General features: G+C 74.8%; 17 protein-coding genes. 12 read left to right on the top strand and 5 right to left on the bottom strand.

What is annotated here, in order from left to right; translation table 11 throughout:
• The first annotated feature begins 1 nt into the window (after position 1).
• The 3 genes from treY to NMK34_RS14725 all read left to right on the top strand — a co-directional run bounded on the left by treY (position 2) and on the right by NMK34_RS14725 (position 4,849).
• Complete coding sequence (treY, locus tag NMK34_RS14715; protein ID WP_318333874.1) at positions 2–2,302, top strand: malto-oligosyltrehalose synthase; 2,301 nt, start codon at positions 2–4, stop codon at positions 2,300–2,302.
• Positions 2,299–4,032: a malto-oligosyltrehalose trehalohydrolase gene (gene treZ, locus NMK34_RS14720; protein ID WP_318333875.1), complete on the top strand. Its 1,734-nt coding sequence runs from the start codon at positions 2,299–2,301 to the stop codon at positions 4,030–4,032. Before treY ends, treZ begins: the two co-directional genes overlap by 4 nt.
• Before the next feature lie 169 nt (positions 4,033–4,201).
• On the top strand, positions 4,202–4,849 hold the full coding sequence (locus tag NMK34_RS14725; protein ID WP_318333876.1) for a maleylpyruvate isomerase family mycothiol-dependent enzyme: 648 nt from the start codon (positions 4,202–4,204) through the stop codon (positions 4,847–4,849).
• A gap of 64 nt (positions 4,850–4,913) precedes the next feature.
• On the opposite strand, the gene map is transcribed toward NMK34_RS14725, so the two are convergent.
• The gene (gene map / locus NMK34_RS14730) at positions 4,914–5,687 is read right to left on the bottom strand and encodes a type I methionyl aminopeptidase (protein WP_318333877.1); all 774 of its coding nucleotides are present in this window, start codon (positions 5,685–5,687) and stop codon (positions 4,914–4,916) included.
• A gap of 66 nt (positions 5,688–5,753) precedes the next feature.
• Here map and NMK34_RS14735 point away from each other — a divergent pair, with 66 nt between their 5' ends.
• From NMK34_RS14735 to bla, 3 genes are all read left to right on the top strand, one after another.
• Entirely contained in the window at positions 5,754–6,044 is a 291-nt protein-coding gene (locus NMK34_RS14735) for a helix-turn-helix transcriptional regulator (protein ID WP_318333878.1), read from the top strand.
• 47 nt (positions 6,045–6,091) lie between these two features.
• Complete coding sequence (locus NMK34_RS14740) at positions 6,092–6,697, top strand: DUF6518 family protein (RefSeq protein ID WP_318333879.1); 606 nt, start codon at positions 6,092–6,094, stop codon at positions 6,695–6,697.
• 144 nt (positions 6,698–6,841) lie between these two features.
• A complete protein-coding gene (gene bla / locus NMK34_RS14745) occupies positions 6,842–7,792 on the top strand; it encodes a class A beta-lactamase (protein ID WP_318333880.1) in 951 nt (316 codons plus the stop codon).
• Between the two features lie 13 nt (positions 7,793–7,805).
• Here bla and NMK34_RS14750 read toward each other — a convergent pair whose 3' ends face one another.
• The gene (locus NMK34_RS14750; protein ID WP_318333881.1) at positions 7,806–9,284 is read right to left on the bottom strand and encodes a glutamate--cysteine ligase; all 1,479 of its coding nucleotides are present in this window, start codon (positions 9,282–9,284) and stop codon (positions 7,806–7,808) included.
• A gap of 187 nt (positions 9,285–9,471) precedes the next feature.
• On the opposite strand from NMK34_RS14750, the gene NMK34_RS14755 reads away from it, so the two are divergent.
• Entirely contained in the window at positions 9,472–9,813 is a 342-nt protein-coding gene (locus NMK34_RS14755; protein ID WP_318333882.1) for a DUF3817 domain-containing protein, read from the top strand.
• On the opposite strand, the gene NMK34_RS14760 is transcribed toward NMK34_RS14755, so the two are convergent.
• Together NMK34_RS14760 and NMK34_RS14765 are read right to left on the bottom strand one after the other, a co-directional pair.
• Entirely contained in the window at positions 9,794–10,684 is an 891-nt protein-coding gene (locus tag NMK34_RS14760) for an alpha/beta hydrolase (RefSeq protein ID WP_318333883.1), read from the bottom strand. The genes NMK34_RS14755 and NMK34_RS14760 overlap by 20 nt on opposite strands.
• Positions 10,685–10,720: 36 nt before the next feature.
• The gene (locus NMK34_RS14765; RefSeq protein WP_412098881.1) at positions 10,721–11,260 is read right to left on the bottom strand and encodes a hypothetical protein; all 540 of its coding nucleotides are present in this window, start codon (positions 11,258–11,260) and stop codon (positions 10,721–10,723) included.
• A gap of 151 nt (positions 11,261–11,411) precedes the next feature.
• Between NMK34_RS14765 and NMK34_RS14770 the strand changes: the two genes are divergently transcribed.
• Genes NMK34_RS14770 through NMK34_RS14780 form a run of 3 tightly spaced genes read left to right on the top strand, consistent with a single transcriptional unit; the run spans position 11,412 to position 15,376 of the window.
• Positions 11,412–12,536 carry a Vms1/Ankzf1 family peptidyl-tRNA hydrolase gene (locus tag NMK34_RS14770; RefSeq protein WP_135239893.1) on the top strand — a complete coding sequence of 375 codons (1,125 nt, stop codon included), beginning with the start codon at positions 11,412–11,414 and terminating at the stop codon, positions 12,534–12,536.
• Positions 12,529–14,277, top strand: coding sequence for a thiamine pyrophosphate-binding protein (locus NMK34_RS14775; RefSeq protein ID WP_318333885.1), 1,749 nt, complete (start codon positions 12,529–12,531; stop codon positions 14,275–14,277). The genes NMK34_RS14770 and NMK34_RS14775 overlap by 8 nt, the downstream gene beginning before the upstream one ends.
• A gap of 52 nt (positions 14,278–14,329) precedes the next feature.
• Positions 14,330–15,376 carry an iron-containing redox enzyme family protein gene (locus tag NMK34_RS14780; RefSeq protein WP_318333886.1) on the top strand — a complete coding sequence of 349 codons (1,047 nt, stop codon included), beginning with the start codon at positions 14,330–14,332 and terminating at the stop codon, positions 15,374–15,376.
• Between the two features lie 112 nt (positions 15,377–15,488).
• On the opposite strand, the gene NMK34_RS14785 is transcribed toward NMK34_RS14780, so the two are convergent.
• Positions 15,489–15,713 carry a CDGSH iron-sulfur domain-containing protein gene (locus NMK34_RS14785; protein ID WP_318333887.1) on the bottom strand — a complete coding sequence of 75 codons (225 nt, stop codon included), beginning with the start codon at positions 15,711–15,713 and terminating at the stop codon, positions 15,489–15,491.
• 170 nt (positions 15,714–15,883) lie between these two features.
• Here NMK34_RS14785 and NMK34_RS14790 point away from each other — a divergent pair, with 170 nt between their 5' ends.
• Together NMK34_RS14790 and NMK34_RS14795 are read left to right on the top strand one after the other, a co-directional pair.
• Positions 15,884–17,293, top strand: a complete 1,410-nt coding sequence (locus NMK34_RS14790) for a hypothetical protein (protein ID WP_318333888.1) — start codon at positions 15,884–15,886, stop codon at positions 17,291–17,293.
• A 245-nt stretch (positions 17,294–17,538) separates the two neighbouring features.
• Positions 17,539–18,672, top strand: coding sequence for a SigB/SigF/SigG family RNA polymerase sigma factor (locus tag NMK34_RS14795; RefSeq protein ID WP_318333889.1), 1,134 nt, complete (start codon positions 17,539–17,541; stop codon positions 18,670–18,672).
• The last annotated feature ends 10 nt before the right edge of the window (positions 18,673–18,682 follow it).

Consider the following 18,682-nt stretch of genomic DNA (forward strand, 5'->3'; position numbering starts at 1 on the left):
GATGCCCGACACCCCCCGCTCGACGTACCGGGTCCAGGTGCGTCCCGGCTTCGACCTGGACGCCACGGCCGAGCTGGCGGGCTACCTCGCCGCGCTCGGCGTCACCCACCTCTACACCGCGCCCCTGCTCACCGCCACCCCCGGCTCCACGCACGGCTACGACGTGGTCGACCACCGCGCGGTCAACCCGCAGCTCGGCGGCGAGGCCGCCCGGGTACGGCTGGTCCGGGCGCTGCGCGCGGCCGGGCTGGGCCTGGTCGTGGACATCGTGCCCAACCACGCCGGGGTGGCCCGCCCCGAGGCCAACCCGGCCTGGTGGGACGTGCTGCGGTCCGGACGCGACTCGGCGTACGCGCGCTGGTTCGACGTCGACTGGGACCGGGGGAGGCTGCTGCTGCCGGTGCTCGCCGACACCGCGGACGCGCTCGACGACCTGAAGCTCGTCGACGGGGAGCTGCGCTACCACGAGCACCGCTTCCCGGTCGCCGACGGCACCGGCGACGGCACGCCCCGGCAGGTGCACGACCGGCAGCACTACGAGCTGGTGAACTGGCGGCGCGGCGACGCCGAGCTGACGTACCGCCGGTTCTTCGCCGTGTCCGACCTGGCCGGCCTGCGGGTGGAGGACCCGGAGGTCTTCGACGCCACCCACGCGGAGATCCTGCGCTGGGTCGGCGCCGGGGAGGTCGACGGCATCCGCGTGGACCACCCGGACGGGCTGCGCGACCCGGCCGGCTACCTGACCCGGTTGCGCGCCGCCGCGCCGGCGATCTGGCTGGTGGTGGAGAAGATCCTGGAGTACGGCGAGGACCTGCCGGACTGGCCGGTCGACGGCACCACCGGGTACGACGCGCTGGCCGCCGTGTCCGGGCTGTTCGTCGACCCGGACGCCGAACCGGAGTTCACCACGCTCGACGGCCGGCTGACCGGCCGGCACACCTCCTGGCCGGACCTGACGCACGCCACCAAGCTGGAGGCCGCCGCCCGGCTGCTCGCCGCCGAGCTGACCCGGCTGGCCGCGCTCGTGCCGGAGCTGCCCGGCGAGCAGGTCCGCGCGGCCCTGGCCGAGCTGGCCGCCTGCTTCCCGGTCTACCGAGGCTACCCGCCCTCCGGTGCCCGGCACCTGGCCGCCGCCCGCAGCGAAGCAGGCCGCCGCCGTCCCGACCTGACCGGCGTCCTCGACCAGGTCACCGCCCGGCTGCGCGACCCCGGCCACGAGCTGGCCGCCCGGTTCCCGCAGTTCACCGGCGCGGTCATGGCCAAGGGCGTGGAGGACACCGCGTACTACAGGTGGAGCCGGTTCGTCGCCCTCAACGAGGTCGGCGGCAGCCCGGCCCACTTCGGCGTACCCCCGGCCGAGCTGCACCGCTTCGCCGCCGCCCGGCAGGTGCGGTGGCCGGCGAGCATGACCGCGCTGTCCACCCACGACACCAAGCGCGGCGAGGACGTCCGCGCCCGGCTCGCGGTGCTGTCCGAGCTGCCCGGCCGCTGGGCCGAGCGGGTCGCCGACTGGATGTCCCGGGTGCCGCTGGCCGACCCCGCGCTGGCCCATCTGCTCTGGCAGACCGCCGTCGGGGCGTGGCCGCTCGAACGGGAACGACTGCACGGGTACGCCGAGAAGGCCGCCCGGGAGGCGTCGGTCACCACGAGCTGGGCCGACCCGGACCCGGCCTTCGAGCACGAGCTGCACGCCCTGGTCGACAGGATGTACGACGACCCGGAACTGCACGCCCAGATCACCGCGTTCGCCGCCGAGATCACTCCGCCCGGCTGGTCGAACGCGCTCGGGCAGAAGCTGGTGCAACTCGCCATGCCTGGCGTGCCCGACGTCTACCAGGGCACCGAGCTGTGGGAGAACTCGCTCGTCGACCCGGACAACAGGCGGCCTGTCGACTTCGCCGTACGCCGGGACATGCTGGCCCGGCTCGACGCCGGCTGGCGGCCGGCGGTGGCCGGCGACGGCGCGGCCAAGCTGCTCGTGGTGTCCCGGACGCTGCGGCTGCGCCGCGACCGCCCGGACCTGTTCGGCGGCTACCGGCCGGTGCCGGCGCGCGGCCCGGCCGCCGCGCACGCGGTGGCCTTCGACAGGGGCGGCGCGGTGGTGGTGGCGACCCGGCTGCCGCTGCGGCTGGCCCGCTCCGGCGGCTGGCGGGACACGACGGTGTCACTTCCCGTTCACGAGTGCACCGACTTGTTCACCGGGCGGGTCTACAGTGGTTCTGAGCTGCTCCTGGATGATCTGCTGAGCACCTATCCCGTCGCCCTCCTCGCACCCACCGACTCTGTGGAGGCCGCCGCATGACCGAGTTCACGGTGTGGGCGCCCGAGGCCGCGCGGGTTCGGCTGCGCCTGCCCGGCGCCGCCGACCACGCGATGCGTCAGGGGCCGGACGGCTGGTGGCGGGTCGAGGTGCCCGACGCCGGGCCGGGCACCGACTACGCGTTCCTGCTCGACGACGACGGCCAGGCCCTGCCCGACCCCCGCTCGGCCTGGCAGCCGGCCGGGGTGCACGGGCCCAGCCGGCTCTACGACCACGCCGCGTTCGCCTGGACCGACGCCGCCTGGACCGGCCGGCAACTACCCGGCAGCGTGCTGTACGAGCTGCACATCGGCACGTTCACCCACCAGGGGACGTTCGACGGGGCGATCGCCAAGCTCGACCACCTGGTCGACCTCGGCGTGGACATGGTCGAGCTGCTGCCGGTCAACGCGTTCAACGGCGAGTACAACTGGGGCTACGACGGCGTGTGCTGGTATGCCCCGCACGAGCCGTACGGCGGCCCGGACGGGCTGAAACGGTTCGTCGACGCCGCCCACGCCAAGGGCCTGGGGGTGATCCTCGACGTCGTCTACAACCATTTCGGGCCCTCCGGGGCCTACGCGCCGCGGTTCGCGCCGTACCTCACCGAGCAGAGCAACACCTGGGGCCGCACCGTCAACCTGGACGGCCCGCACTCCGACGGGGTACGCCGCTACATCGCCGACAGCGTGCTGGGCTGGCTGCGCGACTACCACGTCGACGGGCTGCGGCTGGACGCCGTGCACGCCATGCCCGACGGCCGGGCCGTGCACTGGCTGGAGGAGGTCGCCGCCGAGGTGGAGGCGCTGTCGACGCACCTCGGGCGGCCGCTGTCGCTGATCGCCGAGAGCGACCTCAACGACCCGCGCCTGATCACGCCCCGCGAGGCGGGCGGCTACGGCCTGCACGCCCAGTGGAACGACGACGCCCACCACGCGCTGCACACGCTGCTCACCGGCGAACGGCAGGGCTACTACGGCGACTTCGGCTCCCTGGAGTGCCTCACCGACGTGCTGACCGGCGGGTTCTTCCACGCCGGCACCTGGTCCAGCTTCCGGGGCCGCAGTCACGGCCGCCCGGTCGACAGGCAGCGCACCCCCGGCCACCGCTTCGTGGCGTACCTGCAGAACCACGACCAGATCGGCAACCGGGCCACCGGCGACCGGATCTCCGCCACCCTGTCACCCGGGCTGCTGCGCGTCGGCGCCACGCTGCTGATGACCGCGCCGTTCACGCCGATGCTGTTCATGGGGGAGGAGTGGGCGGCCTCCACGCCGTGGCAGTTCTTCACCAGTCACCCCGAGCCGGAACTCGCGACGGCGGTCGCCACCGGCCGCAGACGGGAGTTCGCCGACCACGGTTGGGCCACCGACGACGTACCCGACCCGCAGGATCCGCAGACGTTCCTGCGGTCCCGGCTGGACTGGGCCGAGCTGGACAAGCCGGAGCACCGCGAGACGTACGACCTCTACCGGCGGCTGATCGCGCTGCGCCGTTCCCGGGCCGACCTGTCCGACCCCCGGCTGGACCGGGTCGGCGTACGCCACGGCGACCGGTTCCTGGTGATGCGGCGCGGCGACACGCTCGTGGTGGCGAACCTGGCCGGCCGGGCACAGCGGATCAACCTGCCCGGGGTGGTACGCCGGGTGCTGCTCACCACGTCGGAGGGCGTCACGGTGATGCGCGACGGCGTCGAGCTGCCGCCGGAGTCGGCCGCGATCGTGGCGCTCTGACCGCGCGCGCCCTGCGGCCCTCGGCGTCGATCTTGGACTTGTGGCGCCTCGAAGGTCGCGCATGTCCGGGTTCGTGAACCACCACAACTTGAAGATCGGCGGGGCGGGGAGCGGTGAGTTCGCCGAGGGGGCGCGGTCCGACCTCTGACGGCCCGACTCTGGAGGTTCCATGTCCGACACGCTGACCCGCCGCGAGCTGTGGGCGCTCGCGCACGCCGAGCGCGCCGCCCTGGCCGACGATCTCGCCGGCCTCGACGCGGCGCAGTGGGCCCGGCCCTCGTTGTGCGGCCGGTGGACGGTGCAGGAGACGCTCGCGCACATGACGGCGGCGGCGAGCGTCGGCCGTGTCCGCTGGCTCGCCAGCGTGCTCGGCGCCCGGTTCGACTTCGACCTGCACAACGACCGCCGGCTGGCCGAGTACCGCGGCGCCGGCCCGGGGGAGACGCTGGACCGGTTCCGCCGCATCATCGGCAGTACCACCTCGACGTTCGGGCCGACCGAGGCGTGGCTGGGTGAGGTGGTCGTGCACGCCCAGGACATCCGGCGTCCGCTCGGCCTGACACGGACGCCGTCGGTCGAGGCCGTCACGCCGGTCGCCCGGTTCTACGCCGGGCGGGACTTCACGGTGGCCGGCCGCAGCGCGATCGAGGGCCTGCGGGTGGAGGCGACCGACGGCCCGTTCACCGCCGGCGCCGGCCCGCTGGTCAGCGGCACCACGCTCGCGTTGATGATGGCGATGGCCGGGCGGGCCGCCTACTGCGACGACCTCACCGGCCCCGGCGTGCCGGCGCTGCGGGAACGCTGCGCGCCCGCCTGACGACGCCCGGCGGCGACGAAACGGAAGTGCCGTCGTGCCGGACGCCTGCGGGCCGCGGTGCGGGTCACGACCTCGGCAGCGTCAGGATCTCCGCGCCGTCGTCGGTGATGGCGATGGTGTGCTCGCTGTGTGCGGTACGGCAGCCGGTCGCGCTGCGCAGCGTCCACCCGTCGGCGTCGGTGACCAGCGTGGCGGTGTCCGCCATGATCCACGGCTCCAGCGCCAGCAGGAGCCCGGGGCGCAGCGTGTAGCCGCGGCCGGGCCGCCCGGTGTTCGACACGTGCGGATCCTGGTGCATCGTCGACCCGACGCCGTGGCCGCCGAACTCGGTGTTGACCGTGTAACCGGCTTCGGTGAGGACCGAGCCGATGGCGTACGAGAGGTCGCCGACGCGGGCGCCGGGACGTGCCGCGGCGATCCCGGCCTGCAACGCCCGTTCGGTGGCGTCGATGAGCGCGACGCTCTCCGCGGGCCGGGTGTCGCCGACGACGAAGCTGATCGCGGAGTCGGCCACCACGCCGCCCAGCGAGACGGCGAGGTCGAGGCTCAGCAGGTCGCCGTCGGCCAGTGTGTAGTCGTGCGGCAGCCCGTGCAGCACCGCGTCGTTGACCGAGGTGCAGATGTAGTGGCCGAACGGGCCGCGCCCGAACGACGGCTCGTAGTCGACGTAGCAGGACTGCGCCCCGGCCTCGGCGATCATGCGCTGGGCCTGCCTGTCGATGTCGAGCAGGTTCGTGCCGACGGTGGTGCTGCCGCGCAACGTCTGCAGGATGTGGGCGACCAGGGCGCCGGTGTCCCACGCCCGCCGTACGTCGGTGGGGCTCAGGATCTCGATCATGCAGGCGCCTTTCTCACAGAACCAATAAGTATCCCGGCCATGTTATCCCGGTACTAGAATCCTGGCATGGTCCGGTTGCCCCTCACCCCCGCCGAGGTCGAGCGCGGGCAGCGCCTCGGTGCGCTCCTGCGCCGCGCCCGGGGTGAGCGTTCGATGCTGCTCACCGCGCTCGACGCCGGTGTCTCCCCGGAGACGCTCCGGAAGATCGAGTCCGGTCGGGTCGCCACGCCGGCGTTCCCCACCATCGCGGCCATCGCCGACGTCCTCGGCCTCTCCCTCGACGAGGTGTGGGCCGAGATCAACCGCTCCGACGCCGCGGTGCGTCTCGCGTCGTCCGAGCGGCGCCTGGCCTCGTAGCGCCGCCCTGTCGGCGAGAAGCATACCGAGTATGTATGCTCCCCCGCATGCCACCCTCGCGTCGCGCCGTCGCGCTTGTCGTTCCGGTCGCCGGTTTCCTGCTCGGCTTCCTGGACTTCGTCTGGATCAAGTGGGTGCCGTTCCCCTTCGCCGAGCTCGGCAACTCCACCGCAACCTGGGCGGTGGCCGCGTTCGCGCTGGGCTGGTGGATCCGGTCGGGCGCGGTGCGCGCCGCCGTGGCCGCCAGCGTCCTGCTGATCGTCGCGGTGCCCAGCTACTACCTGGCGGCGACCCTGCTCCAGGGCGACGACCTCGCCGTGATCTGGTCGCCCACCTCGATCCTCTGGATGGCGTTCGGCATCGTGGCGGGCGTGGTGTTCGGCGTCGCCGGCATCTGGGCGCGGACCGACGGATGGCGGCGCGTCGTGGGGACCGCCCTGCCGGTGGCCGTGTTCGTGGAGGAGGCGCTGCGGTTCGCGCTGAAGTCCGGGTCGTACCCCGGTGCGTGGTGGAACGTGGCGATCGACCTCGCACTCGCCGCGCTGCTGGTGGTGCTGATCGGCCGGTCCGCCCGGGTGCGGCTGCTGGCCGCCGCGGTGGCGCTGCCGATGGCCGCGCTCGGCGCCGTCACGTTCGCCACCGTCGCGGGCTGACCCGCCGGGTCGGCCGGCGGGCCACCGCGCGGCCGAGAGGCGGCCGGCCACCGGTCCGGCCGAGAGGCGGCGGACACCCGCCCGACCGGGATCGGCGACAATGACCCGAGAAGGGCGTGGTCCGGACGACGGGGGAGGAAACGGATGATCCGACGGCAGGTGCTCGCGGCGGCGATGCTCACGGCGACGGCTCTGGTGGCCGGCTGCACCACGGACCGGCCCGAAGCCGCGCCGCCCACCAGCGCCCCGGCCGCATCCACCGCCCCGGCCACGCCGAACAACACACCGAACCCCACGGCGAGCGCCGAGCCGGTGCCCGCGCCGGCCGAGCTGGCGGCGCTGGAACGGCGCTTCGGCGCCCGGATCGGCGTCTTCGCCCTCGACACCGGCACCGGCCGCACCGTCGCGCACCGGGCCGACGAGCGGTTCGCGTACGCCTCGACGTGCAAGGCGCTCGCGGCGGGCGCGATGCTGGCCACCACCTCCGGCGCCGACCGGGACCGGGTGGTCTGCTACCGGCGCGCGGACCTGGTGGCGCACTCCCCGGTGACCGAACGGCACGTGGAGACCGGGATGACGCTGCGGGACGTCGCCGAGGCGGCGGTGCGGTACAGCGACAACACCGCCGGCAACCTGCTGTTCGACGCGCTCGGCGGCCCGGCGGGCTTCGCGCGGGCGCTCCGGGAGGTGGGCGACTCGGTCACCCGGCCCGCCCGTACCGAGCCGGAACTCAACGCGGCCACACCCGGCGACCAGCGCGACACCAGCACGCCCCGCGCGCTGGCCGGCTCGCTGCGGGCGTACACGCTGGGGGAGACCCTGCCGCCCGCGGACCGCGGCCTGCTGCTCGGCTGGATGCGGGCCAGCACCACCGGCAGCGGGCTGGTCCGGGCCGGCGTGCCGGCCGGCTGGCAGGTGGCGGACAAGTCCGGCACCGGTGGGTACGGCACCCGCAACGACATCGCCGTGGTGTGGCCGCCGGACCGGGCGCCGATCGTGCTGGCGGTCATGTCCAGTCGCGACAGCCGCGACGCGAAGCCCGACGACGCGCTGGTCGCCCAGGCCGCGCGGGCGACGGTGACCGCGTTGCGCTGACGGGCGGCCCGGCTCAGGGAATCGGCCACTCGTGCACGGGCCGGTTGCTGTGCATCAGGTCGACGTAATGGCGGACCACCTCGCGCAGCGCCGCCGGCCGGTCCATGTGGTCGGCCGACTCCAGCCGGTGCAGCGTCTCCACCTGCCAGGTCGCGCCGTTGCGACCGGTCAGGCAGCGCTGCTCGACGATGCCGAGCAGCCGGTCCCGCTCGGCCGGGTCGAGGCCCCACCGGTCCAGACCGTGGTGGGCCATCGGCAGCAGCCGGCGCAGCACCAGCTCGGTCACCGGCAGGTAGCCGAGCCCGGGCCAGTACACCTGGGCGTCGATGCCGTGCCGGGCGCAGGCGTTGAAGTTCTCCTCGGCCGCGCTGAACGACATCTGCGACCACAGCGGGCGGTCCGACTCGGCGAGCGCCCGGACCAGGCCGAAGTAGAACGCGCCGTTCGCGACCGTGTCCAGCACCGTCGGCCCGGCCGGCAGCACCCGGTTCTCCACCCGCAGGTGCGGCCGGCCCTTGAGCACGTCATAGACCGGCCGGTTCCACCGGTAGATGGTGCCGTTGTGCAACCGCAACTCGGCCAGCTTCGGCACGCCGCCGCTGTGCAGCGTGGCCGCCGGGTTCTCCGGGTCGCACACCGGCAGCAGCGCCGGGAAGTAGCGGACGTTCTCCTCGAACAGGTCGAACACCGAGGTGATCCAGCGCTCGCCGAACCACACCCGCGGGCGTACGCCCTGGGCCTTGATCTCCTCCGCCCGGGTGTCGGTGGCCTGCTGGAACAGCGGCACCCGGGTCTCGCGCCACAGCTCCCGGCCGAAGAACAGCGGGGAGTTCGCGCCGAGCGCCACCTGGATGCCGGCGACCGCCTGGGCCGCGTTCCAGTAGTCGGCGAACTGCGCCGGGCTGACCTGGAGGTGGAACTGGGTGCTGGTGCACGCCGCCTCGGGGGTGATCGTGTCGGCGGTGGTGGCCAGCCGCTCCACCCCGCTGATCGCGATCGGCAGGTCCTCGCCGCGGGCGGCGAAGATCTGCTCGTTGAGCAGCGCGTACCGGGGGTTGGCCGACAGCGTCTCGGCGGTCAGGTGCTCCGGGCGCAGCGTCGGCAGGATGCCCACCATCACCATGTGCGCGCCGACTGTGCGGGCCTTCTCCTCGGCGGCGTTCAGGCTGGCCCGGACGTGCTCCTCGAACGCCGCGGTGCCGGTGCCGGCGAGCCGCCGCGGCTCGACGTTGATCTCCACGTTGAACTGGCCCAGCTCGGTCTGGAACGCCGGGTCGGCGATCGCCTCCAGCACGTCGGCGTTGCGCATGGCCGGGTCGAAGCCGTCGTCGACCAGGTTCAGCTCGATCTCCAGGCCGGTCATCGGCCGCTCCACGTCGAACCGGGACTCCCGCAGCATCTCGGCGAACACGTCCAGGCACCGCCGGACCTTCTCGCGATAGCGGGCCCGGTCCTCCCGGCTGAAGGTACGCACGCCGACGTCCTCGCCCATGGTCACCACCCTGTCACCGTTGGTTCTCCCCAACCTCGCACGGAGTGGCGGGTCAGGAAAGGCCCGGAGGCCCTTTTCTGTACCCCGTGGCGGCCCCGGTGATCCCCGTCGCGGGGCTGCGGGTTCCGTCCGGGCGGCCCGGCCCGGGCGGCTAGCATGGCCGCCGACGGCGAAGGGGAGTGGCGGAATGCGCGACGGGTGGATCCGGGCGTTCGTGGTGGCGGCGTTCGCCGAGGGCTGCTCGTGGGCGGCGCTGCTGGCCGGCATGGCGGTCAAGTACGGCCCGCCCGGCAACGAGATCGGCGTGAAGATCTTCGGCCCGATCCACGGCGCGCTGTTCGTGGTCTACGGCCTGCTGACGCTCGTGGTGGCCCGGCGGCACCGCTGGACGCTCGTGCAGACCGGACTGGCCCTGGCCAGCGCGGTGCCTCCGTTCGCCACAGTGCTGTTCGAGCGCTGGGCGAACCGCCGGGGCCTGCTCGACGCGCCGGCTGTCCCGCAGCGGCCGCTCACCCCCGCCGGTCGCTGACCGCGGCGACGTCCTCCGCGAGGAAGCCGGCCAGCACGTCGGTCAGCTCCCGCGGCGCCTCCTCGGCCATGTGGTGCCCGGACGGGATCGACGCGGTCCGCACGTCGTCGGCCCAGTCGCGCCAGATCGCGGCCGGGTCGCCGTAGAGGTCGACCATGTCGTCGCGCTCGGACCAGGCGAACAGCACCGGGCAGCCGATCCGGCGCCCGGCGGCCCGGTCGGCGTCGTCCGCCGCCCGGTCCGGTCCGAGCCCGGCCCGGTAGTCCTCGCACATGGCGTGCACGGTGGCCGGGTCACCGATGGCGCGCCGGTAGTCGGCGTACGCCGCCTCGCCCATCTCCTCCGGTGATCCGCCGTACCAGGCGTCCGGGTCGGCGTTTATGACCCGCTCGGCCGGCTTGGCGAGCTGACCGAGGAAGAACCAGTGCCACCAGCGGGCGGCGAACCGGGCGTCGCAGCGGGCCAGCGCCTCACCGATCGGCGCCCCGTCCAGCACGCCGAGCCGGCTCACCCGGTCCGGATGGTCCAGGGCGGTCCGCATGGCCACGTACGCGCCGCGGTCGTGCCCGATCACCGCGGCCCGGCGGTGGCCGAGCGCGTCGAGCAGCCCGACCACGTCGGCGGCCATCGCCCGCTTGGAGTAGACGGTGTGCTCCGGGTCGCTCGGCGGCTTCGACGAGCCGCCGTAACCGCGCAGGTCCGGGCAGATCACCGTGTGCCGCGCGGCCAGCCGCGGCGCCACCCGGTGCCAGGTCGCATGGGTGCGCGGGTGCCCGTGCAGCAGCACCGCCGGTGGCCCGGAGCCGCCGTGGCGTACCCGCAGGCGGACCTTGCCGACGTCGATCTCGGTGAGCGTGAATCCGGCGAACATGGCCGCAGCGGTGCCCGCCGCCGGTGACGGGGAAACCTAGGTCAGGGCCGAGCAGGCGGCCACGCCGAACAGCAGCACGGCGCCCAGCATCGCCTGCAACAGCAGCGCCGGACCCAGGTGCGACCAGAGCGTGGCGGTACGCGGGGTGAGCAGTTGCCCGGTGGTCAGGTTGACGATCCGCTCGATCCGCGGCGGCAGGTCCTCGTCGCGCTGCGCCCGCAGCGTGAGCTGGACGTGGTCGCCGGGGTGCAGCGCGCTCTGCGGCAGGTGGCCGTGCAGTTCGACCTCGACCAGCCGGCCGGTGACGTCGCGGACCCGGACCGGGGTGACCAGGAACTCCGGCCCCTTCTTCAGCTCCTTGAAGCTGCGCCGGGCCCCGCCGCCGCCACTGCTGAGCAACGCGCGCACCACCTTCAGCAGCAGCCCCACCACCCCGGCGGCGGTGAGCACCGCGACCAGCGCGGGCTGCCCGACCCGGACCTCCCGGGCGTAACCCTCCATCAACCGGACCAGACGCCCGGTGACGACGCGTTCCGTCGGGTGGACGACGCGTCGGGTGTACAACTCCGTATCCATGTTCACCACCGAGAGTCCCGTTCCGTGCACAGATGGTATCGGCCCTTCGGGTTGAACGACGTGAATGAACGGTGGTCACGCCCGGGCGGCCGGCAGGTGAACTCCGCCGGGGCGCGGGTATGCGTGCGGCCGAGCCGGAAAGGGGTCGAGCATGCAGCTGTCCTTCCTGCGCCCGCTCTACGACCGTCCCGGGCCGTGGTGCTCGGTGTACATGGACGCCTCCCGCGACACCCAGGACGCGCGAGCGCAGGTCGACCTGCGCTGGCGGGCCCTCAAGGGCGACCTGCTGGGGCAGGGCGCCGACCCGGTCACCGTCGAGGCGGTGGAGGAGGTCGTCCGCCGGCACCAGCCGATGCCCGGCGACTACGGCATCGCCGTGTTCGCCAGCCGGGGGCGCGTCGTGCTCACCGAGTACCTGTCCGCGCCGCCGCTGCGCGACCTGGCGAGCTGGTCGGCGTTGCCGCACACCATGCCGCTCGTGGCTCAGCGGGGCGAGCAGGTGGCCTGGGTGCGGGTGCTGGCCGACCGTACCGGCGCGGACGCGATGGCGGTCAGCGCCGGCGGCGTGCCCCGGCGGGCCCAGGTGCAGGGCGGGCAGAGCCGCCAGCTGCGCCGGGTGCAGCCGGGCGGCTGGTCGCAGTCCCGCTACCAGCGCGCCGCGATGGAGGCGTGGCACCAGAACGCCGGTGACGCCGCCGCAGCCACCGCCGACCTGGCCGAGCGCGTCGGCGCGGACGTCGTCGTGGTGGCCGGGGACGTCCGGGCCACCGGCATGATCGCCGCCCAGCTCCCCGCCCGCTGGCAGGACGTGCTGGTGCGCACCGACGCGGGCGCCCGCGACGTGGGCGCCGACGACACGCTGATGGACGACATCACGGTGCAGACCGTCGCGGAGGTCGCCGACCGGCGGATCGCCGCCGCGCTGGACCGCTTCGGCGTCCAGGAGGACGTCGGCGCCGGGCTCGACGCCGTGGTCTCCGCGCTGCAACGCAACCAGGTCGACACCATGCTCATCGTGGACGACCCGTCGGCCGACGGCGAGCTGTGGGTGGGCCCCGAGCCGACCGAGATCGCCACCGACCCGGGGCAGCTGGCCGGCATGTCGGTGGCCGACCCCCAGCGGGTACGGGCCGACGCGGCGCTGCTGCGCGCGCTGATCGGCACCGACGCGGACCTGACGGTGCTCGCGCCGGAGGAGGCGCCGGAGCTGACCGACGGGGTCGGCGCGGTGCTGCGCTACGTCGACGCGAGCACGCCGGGGCGGGGTAATGGCTGAGCGCATCGTCGCCGACCTGGTGGTCGAACGCCTGCGGGCCTGGCGGGTGCCGCGGGTGTTCGGCCGTCCGGGCGCGGCGATCGCCCCGCTGGTGGGCGCGCTCGACGACGCGGGCGGGGATCCGGTCTTCGTCCCCGCCCGGCACGAGGAGACCGCCTCGTACATGGCCACCGGGCACGCGAAGTTCACCGGCGGCGTCGGGGTGTGCCTGGCGACCCAGGGCCCGAGCGCGGTGCACCTGCTCAACGGCCTCTACGACGCCAAGCTCGACAGCAAGCCGGTGGTCGCGATCATCGGCGAGGACGTCACCGGCCCGCTCGGCGGCGCGCACGAGGAGATCGGGCTGAGCCGGCTCTTCGGCGACGTGTGCAACCAGTTCGTCCGCTACGGCCGCAGCCCGGAACAGGTGCCCGCGCTGCTGGACCAGGCGTTCCGTACCGCCGCGGCGACCCGCAGCCCGACCTGCGTGGTGCTGCCGCGCGCGTTGCAGGTCACCGCCGTACCGGATCTGCTGCCGCAGACGGCCGGGGTGGTCACCGCGACGCCCGGCGAGCCGCTGGCCCGGGTGCTGCCGCACGACGCCGACCTGGACGCCGCCGCCTCGCTGCTCGGCAACGGGCGGCGGGTGGCGATGCTCGTCGGCCAGGGCGCGCACGGCGCGGCCGAGGAGATCGTCGCGCTCGCCGACCGGCTCGGCGCGGGCGTCGCCACGTCGCTGCTGGGCAAGCCGGTGCTCGACGAGCGGCTGCCGTTCCACACCGGTGTGCTCGGCGAGGTCGGCACCACCGCCGCCGCGCAGCTCATGGGCTCCTGTGACACGCTGCTGATGATCGGCACCAACGATCCGTGGACCGACTGGTTCCCGATGCCGGGCCAGGTACGCACCATCCAGATCGACATCGACGGCCGGCGCATCGGCACCCGCTACCCGGTGGACGTGCCGCTGGTGGGCGACGCCGCCGAGACGCTGCGGGCGTTGCTGACCCGGGTGCCGGAGAACCCACACCGCGAGTGGCGCGGCATGGTGGAGAAGATGGTGGACCGGTGGCGCGTGGCCGCCGCCGAGCGGGCCGCCACGCCCGCCGATCCGGTCGACCCGCGGCTCGTGCTGCGTGAGCTGTCCACCCGGCTGCCCCGGCACGCCGGCGTCGCCGTCGACGTCGGCTCGGTCGTCTACTGGTACGCGCGGCACCTGGAGCTGCCGCCGGGGGTGCAGGCCCGGTTGTGCGGCACGCTCGGCTCGATGGGCTGCGCCCTGCCGTACGCGGTCGCGGCCAAGCTGGCCCGCCCGGACGAGCCGGTGCTCGCGCTGCTCGGCGACGGCGCGATGCAGCTCAACGGCCTGGCCGAGCTGATCACCGTGGCGCACCACTGGACGCGGTGGCGCGATCCGCGGCTGATCGTGCTGGTGCTGAACAACAGGGACCAGTCCGGCGTCGGCGGCGGCCGGTCACCGGGGGAGCGGGGGCCCGAGGTGCCGTACGCCGGGTGGGCCCGCCTGCTCGGGCTGCACGGCGTCCGGGTGGACCGGCCGGACCTGGTCGGACCCGCCTGGGACGAGGTGCTGGCGGCCGACCGGCCTGCCGTCCTGGAGGCGGTGGTGGACCCGGCCGTGCCGCTGGACGCGCCCGAACCGGCGCTGGCCGACCTGCGCGGCCTGGTGGCCGACGGGGACGCGGCCCGCCGGGTGCGGGAGCGGGTGATCCAGACCGAGGCCATCGCGGCCGACGAAGTCGTTTAGCGGCATCGGGGCGGGGCACTGCGACCGGGCGCAACCGTCCCGGGAGGTCACCATGTCCGTCGCCGCCGACAGCCGTTACGGCCCCGCTCCGCTGCCCGCGGCACGCGGGCCGGTCTCCGCCGCGTTGCTGGCCGCGCTGCGCGGCGCTCCCCGCGAGCTGCCGGCCGGGCTGGGCGCGCACCTGGACGCGGTGGTCGCGCCGCTGACCGACGAGGATCTCCAGCTCACCCTGTTCCTCTGCTACGAGCTGCACTACCGCGGCTGGTCCGGCGTGGACGAGGCGTGGGAGTGGGAGCCGTCCCTGCTGGCGCTGCGCGCCCGCGCCGAGCGGCCGTTCGAGGCGGCGCTGCGCGAGCTGGCCGGCCCGCCGCCCGCGGTGCTGCCGGGCGCCGTGCCCGGCGCGCTGGCCGATCTGGTGGCCGCCGCCGACGGACCGCCGCTGGCAGCCACGCTGCAACGCCGGGCCGACCTGAACCAGTTCCGCGAGTTCGTGACGCACCGCTCGATCTACCACCTGCGCGAGGCCGACCCGCACAGTTGGGCGCTGCCCCGGCTCGGCGGCCCGGCGAAGGCGGCGCTCGTGGAGATCCAGACCGACGAGTACGGCAACGGCCGGCTGCACCTGATGCACGCCGAGCTGTTCCGCACCACGATGGACCGGCTCGGCCTGGACACCGGCTACGCCGCCCACCTGGACCGGGTGCCCGCGGTGACGCTGGCGACGAACAACCTGATGTCGCTGTTCGGCCTGCACCGGCGGCTGCGCGGGGCGCTGCTGGGGCACCTGGCCGCGTACGAGATGACCTCGTCGCTGCCGAACCGCCGCTATGGCAACGGACTGCGCCGGCTCGGCTTCGATCCGGTCGCCACGCGCTTCTACGACGAGCACGTCGAGGCCGACGCCGTGCACGAGCAGATCGCCGCGTACGACATGTGCGGCGGGCTGGTCCGGGCCGAGCCGGCGCTCGCGTCCGACGTGCTGTTCGGCGCCGCCGCCGCGCTGGCGCTGGACGCCCGGTTCGCCGCGCACCTGCTCACCGCCTGGTCGGCGGGCGAGTCGTCCCTGCGCCCACCCCAGCGCACCCTCGCCGCAGCCTGACCCCCGCCCCCTCCCTCGTGATCTTGCAGTTCGGGCCCCTCGACTGCCCGGTTCGGGAGGTTTGCCGGGCACGGAAGTGCAAGATCGGCGGGGGCGGCGGCGGGGGCGGGGGTCAGGTCGAGCGGTCGCTGCGGGCCCGGAAACCGGCCACCTTGTGCGTGCCGTCGCAGAACGGCTTGATCGCGCTCTTGCCGCACCGGCACAGCGCCACCGTGCCCCGGCGCGTCTCGATCGGCGTGCCCTCGGGCGTGACCAGCGCGAAGTCGCCGCGTACCAGCAGTGGTCCGTCCCGGTACGGGGTGATGGTCGCCGCCGGGGTGCTCTCGTCGTCGGGCATGCGCCGTGCAGTGCCCGTCCCGGTCCGGCCCAAACCCGCCCGCGACGGCGGGCACGCGGCGCGACGGCGTACCTGGGTGTCGCGGGCGGTGCCGGTACCGGGCGGGCCTTGGTCCTGACCCGTGGGGAGATGCCCCGTTTAGACCCCAGAGGGACGGGAAGCCGGGCCGCGTGGTGAGCGAACGAGTCGAACGGGCCGGCGGCGCGGGCCTGCCCGCGGAGCGGGTGGTGGCGGCCGGCAGCGCCGCCCGGATCCTGGTCGCCGCGACCGCCCGGGCGCTGCGCGGCGACGACTGCGGCGACCTCGGCCACCCGGGCGCGCTGTCCCGCCTCACCGGCGCGCCCGAGCCGGTACGCCGCGCCGCCGCCGTCCGGGCCGCCGGGCGGGCGGCGCTCACCGCCGAGCAGATCGCCGCCGTGGACGCCGAGCGGATCGCCGGATGGTTCGCCGGGCAGTACCCGGACCGGCGCTTCCCCGGCGTGATCCTCGGCTCGCCGCACGGCGCCGCCGCTCACCTCGCGGCGGCGCTCGGCGTGCCCTGGCTGCCGGCCGGCTTCGAGATCACCGCCCAGTGGAGCCGGGGGGCGGTGGACCGTCCCGACGCCGCGTATGCGCACGGCGCCACGCTGGCCGCCCGGCTGCTCGAGAGCAACCCGCGCGTGCACGTCCGCCAGGTGCACTGCCCGGCCAGCCGGGGCGCGGCGGCCGGCGCGGCGGTGACGTTCGCGGTGCGCTGGCGCACCCTGCCGGAGGCGTACGCGCGCTTTCTGGCCGACCGGCTGGAACCGGCCGCGCCGGTGCTGCTGCTGCACGACGCCCGCACCTGGCCGGTCCGCGACGGCGGCGACGGGCACAGCTTCCAGGCCGGCTGCCCGGCCGGCGGCCTCGACCCGGTCGACTTCCACCCGGACGCCCGCGCGCTCGGCCAGGTGCTGCGCGCCGCCGGCGGCGAGGAGACGCGCTGGGCGGCGCCGGAGGTCACGGTGGCGGGCGCGTTCGCCGAACACGGCGTAGAGTCCGGTTTCGAGCACGACGCCCGCTGTCTCGGCGACCGGCACGGGCATCCGCTGCACCGGGCGGTCGTGCCGCAGCCGGACGCGCTGAGCGCGGTGACCGCCGACCTGTACCGCCGCTGGCTGCGGCGGGCCGGCAAGACCGGCAACCGGCTGGTGGTGGAGTGCGGCCGGCTGCTCGACCCGGCGCAGGTGCTGCGGGCCGGCCTGGTGCCCTACTGGTGCGAGAACGCCACCGCGCGCCGGGTCGCCGGCGTCGAGTGGTGGCTGGCCGGCAGCGAGCCGTTCAGCTCGGTGGACGTGCTGCCCGAGCCGCCCGGCCTGCGCTCGCCCGCGTCCGCGGGGCTGCCCCAGTGGCTGGCCGTGGCCGGCTTCGGGCGCAAGCGGCGGGCCCTGGACCGGGGCGCCGCGCGCGGCTACCCGGTCGCCTCGGTACCCACCCGACGTGCCACGGAGGTGTTGCGCAACCAGCCCTGCGACCTGCCCGCGCCACCGCCGCTGCGGATGGCCGAGGCCCTCACCGCGCTGCGTGACGCGGGCGCGCACCAGGGCCTGCTGGTCTCCTGAAACCGCCGCCGGGACCGGCCTGCCGGCCAACCTGGCGAAACTTCCTCGCGATCCTGCGGTCCGTGATTGAGTACCTACGGAGCGGGAAGACCGCTCGCCGCGAAACGGCCCACGACGCCGTGCGGCGGGCAGCCACCGCTTTCGACGTATCCGTCACGTAACCCAACTTCCTCACCCGGTGCGTGGTCCGACCACGCGCACGACCGGTTCCGACCGGGCGGGGGCTCTTCGGCGAGGGGGCGCGGATGTTCGGACAGACCACCACACCCACACCACCGACCACCGACCGGGGTCTGGAGGACCTGGACGCGGCGGCGCTCGCGTACGCGGCCCGGATCGAGGGCCTGCCACCGGAGCGGCGGCAGGAGGCGCGGGACGACCTGGTCCGGTTCGCGCTGCCGTTCGCCGGTCGGCTCGCCCGCCGCTACCGCGGGCGCGGTGAGCCGCTGGAGGACCTGGAGCAGGTGGCCCGTCTCGGCCTGGTCAACGCCGTCGACAGGTACGACCCGGAACGCGGTTCGTTCACCGCGTACGCGGCCATCACCATCGTCGGCGAGATCAAACGGCACTTCCGCGACCGCACCTGGGGCGTGCACGTGCCGCGCCGGCTGCGGGATCTGATCCTCGAGGTGGGACAGGCGACGGCGACGCTGACCAGCGAGCTGTCCCGCGCGCCCACGGTGGCCGAGCTGTCCGCCCGGCTGGAGACGCCGGAGGAGGAGATCCTCGCCGCGCTGGAGTCGGCCGCCGGCTACAGCCCGGCGTCGCTGAACGCGCCGGTGGGCGGGGAGAGCTCGGCCGAGTTCGGCGATCTGGTCGGCGAGTCCGACCACGCGCTGGAGTCCGTCGACGACCGGGTCACGGTCAGCGGCCTGCTGCACCGGCTGCCCTGGCGGGAGCGCCGCATCCTGGCGATGCGCTTCTACGGCAACCAGACCCAGGCGGAGATCGCCGCCCGGTTCGGCATCTCGCAGATGCACGTGTCCCGGCTGCTGTCGCGGGCGCTGACCTGGCTGCGGCAGGCGATGCTCGCCGACGCGCCGCCGCCCTGGCAGAACGGCGCGGCCGAAACCGAACCGGCCAAGGCGCGGATCTCGGTGAAGCAGAACGGCGACCGGGTGGTCGTCGAGGTCGGCGGCGAGGTGGACCGGGCCGGCGCGGACCAGTTGCGCCGCGCGGTGCTCCAGGCGGTCACCGGGCAGCCCCGTGAGGTGGTGGTCGACCTGGTCGGGGCCGGTGGCTTCGACGCCGGCGGGATCGCCGCGCTGATGGCCGGCCGGGAGGCCGCCGCGCGTACCGGGGTGCCGCTGCGGCTGACCCGGGTGCAGCCGGCGGTGCGCCGATCGCTGGCCGCGGCCGGACTGCCGGCCGCCGACTGACCGCACGCCA

The organism is Micromonospora sp. BRA006-A (assembly GCF_033433935.1).
GTDB lineage: Bacteria > Actinomycetota > Actinomycetes > Mycobacteriales > Micromonosporaceae > Micromonospora > Micromonospora aurantiaca.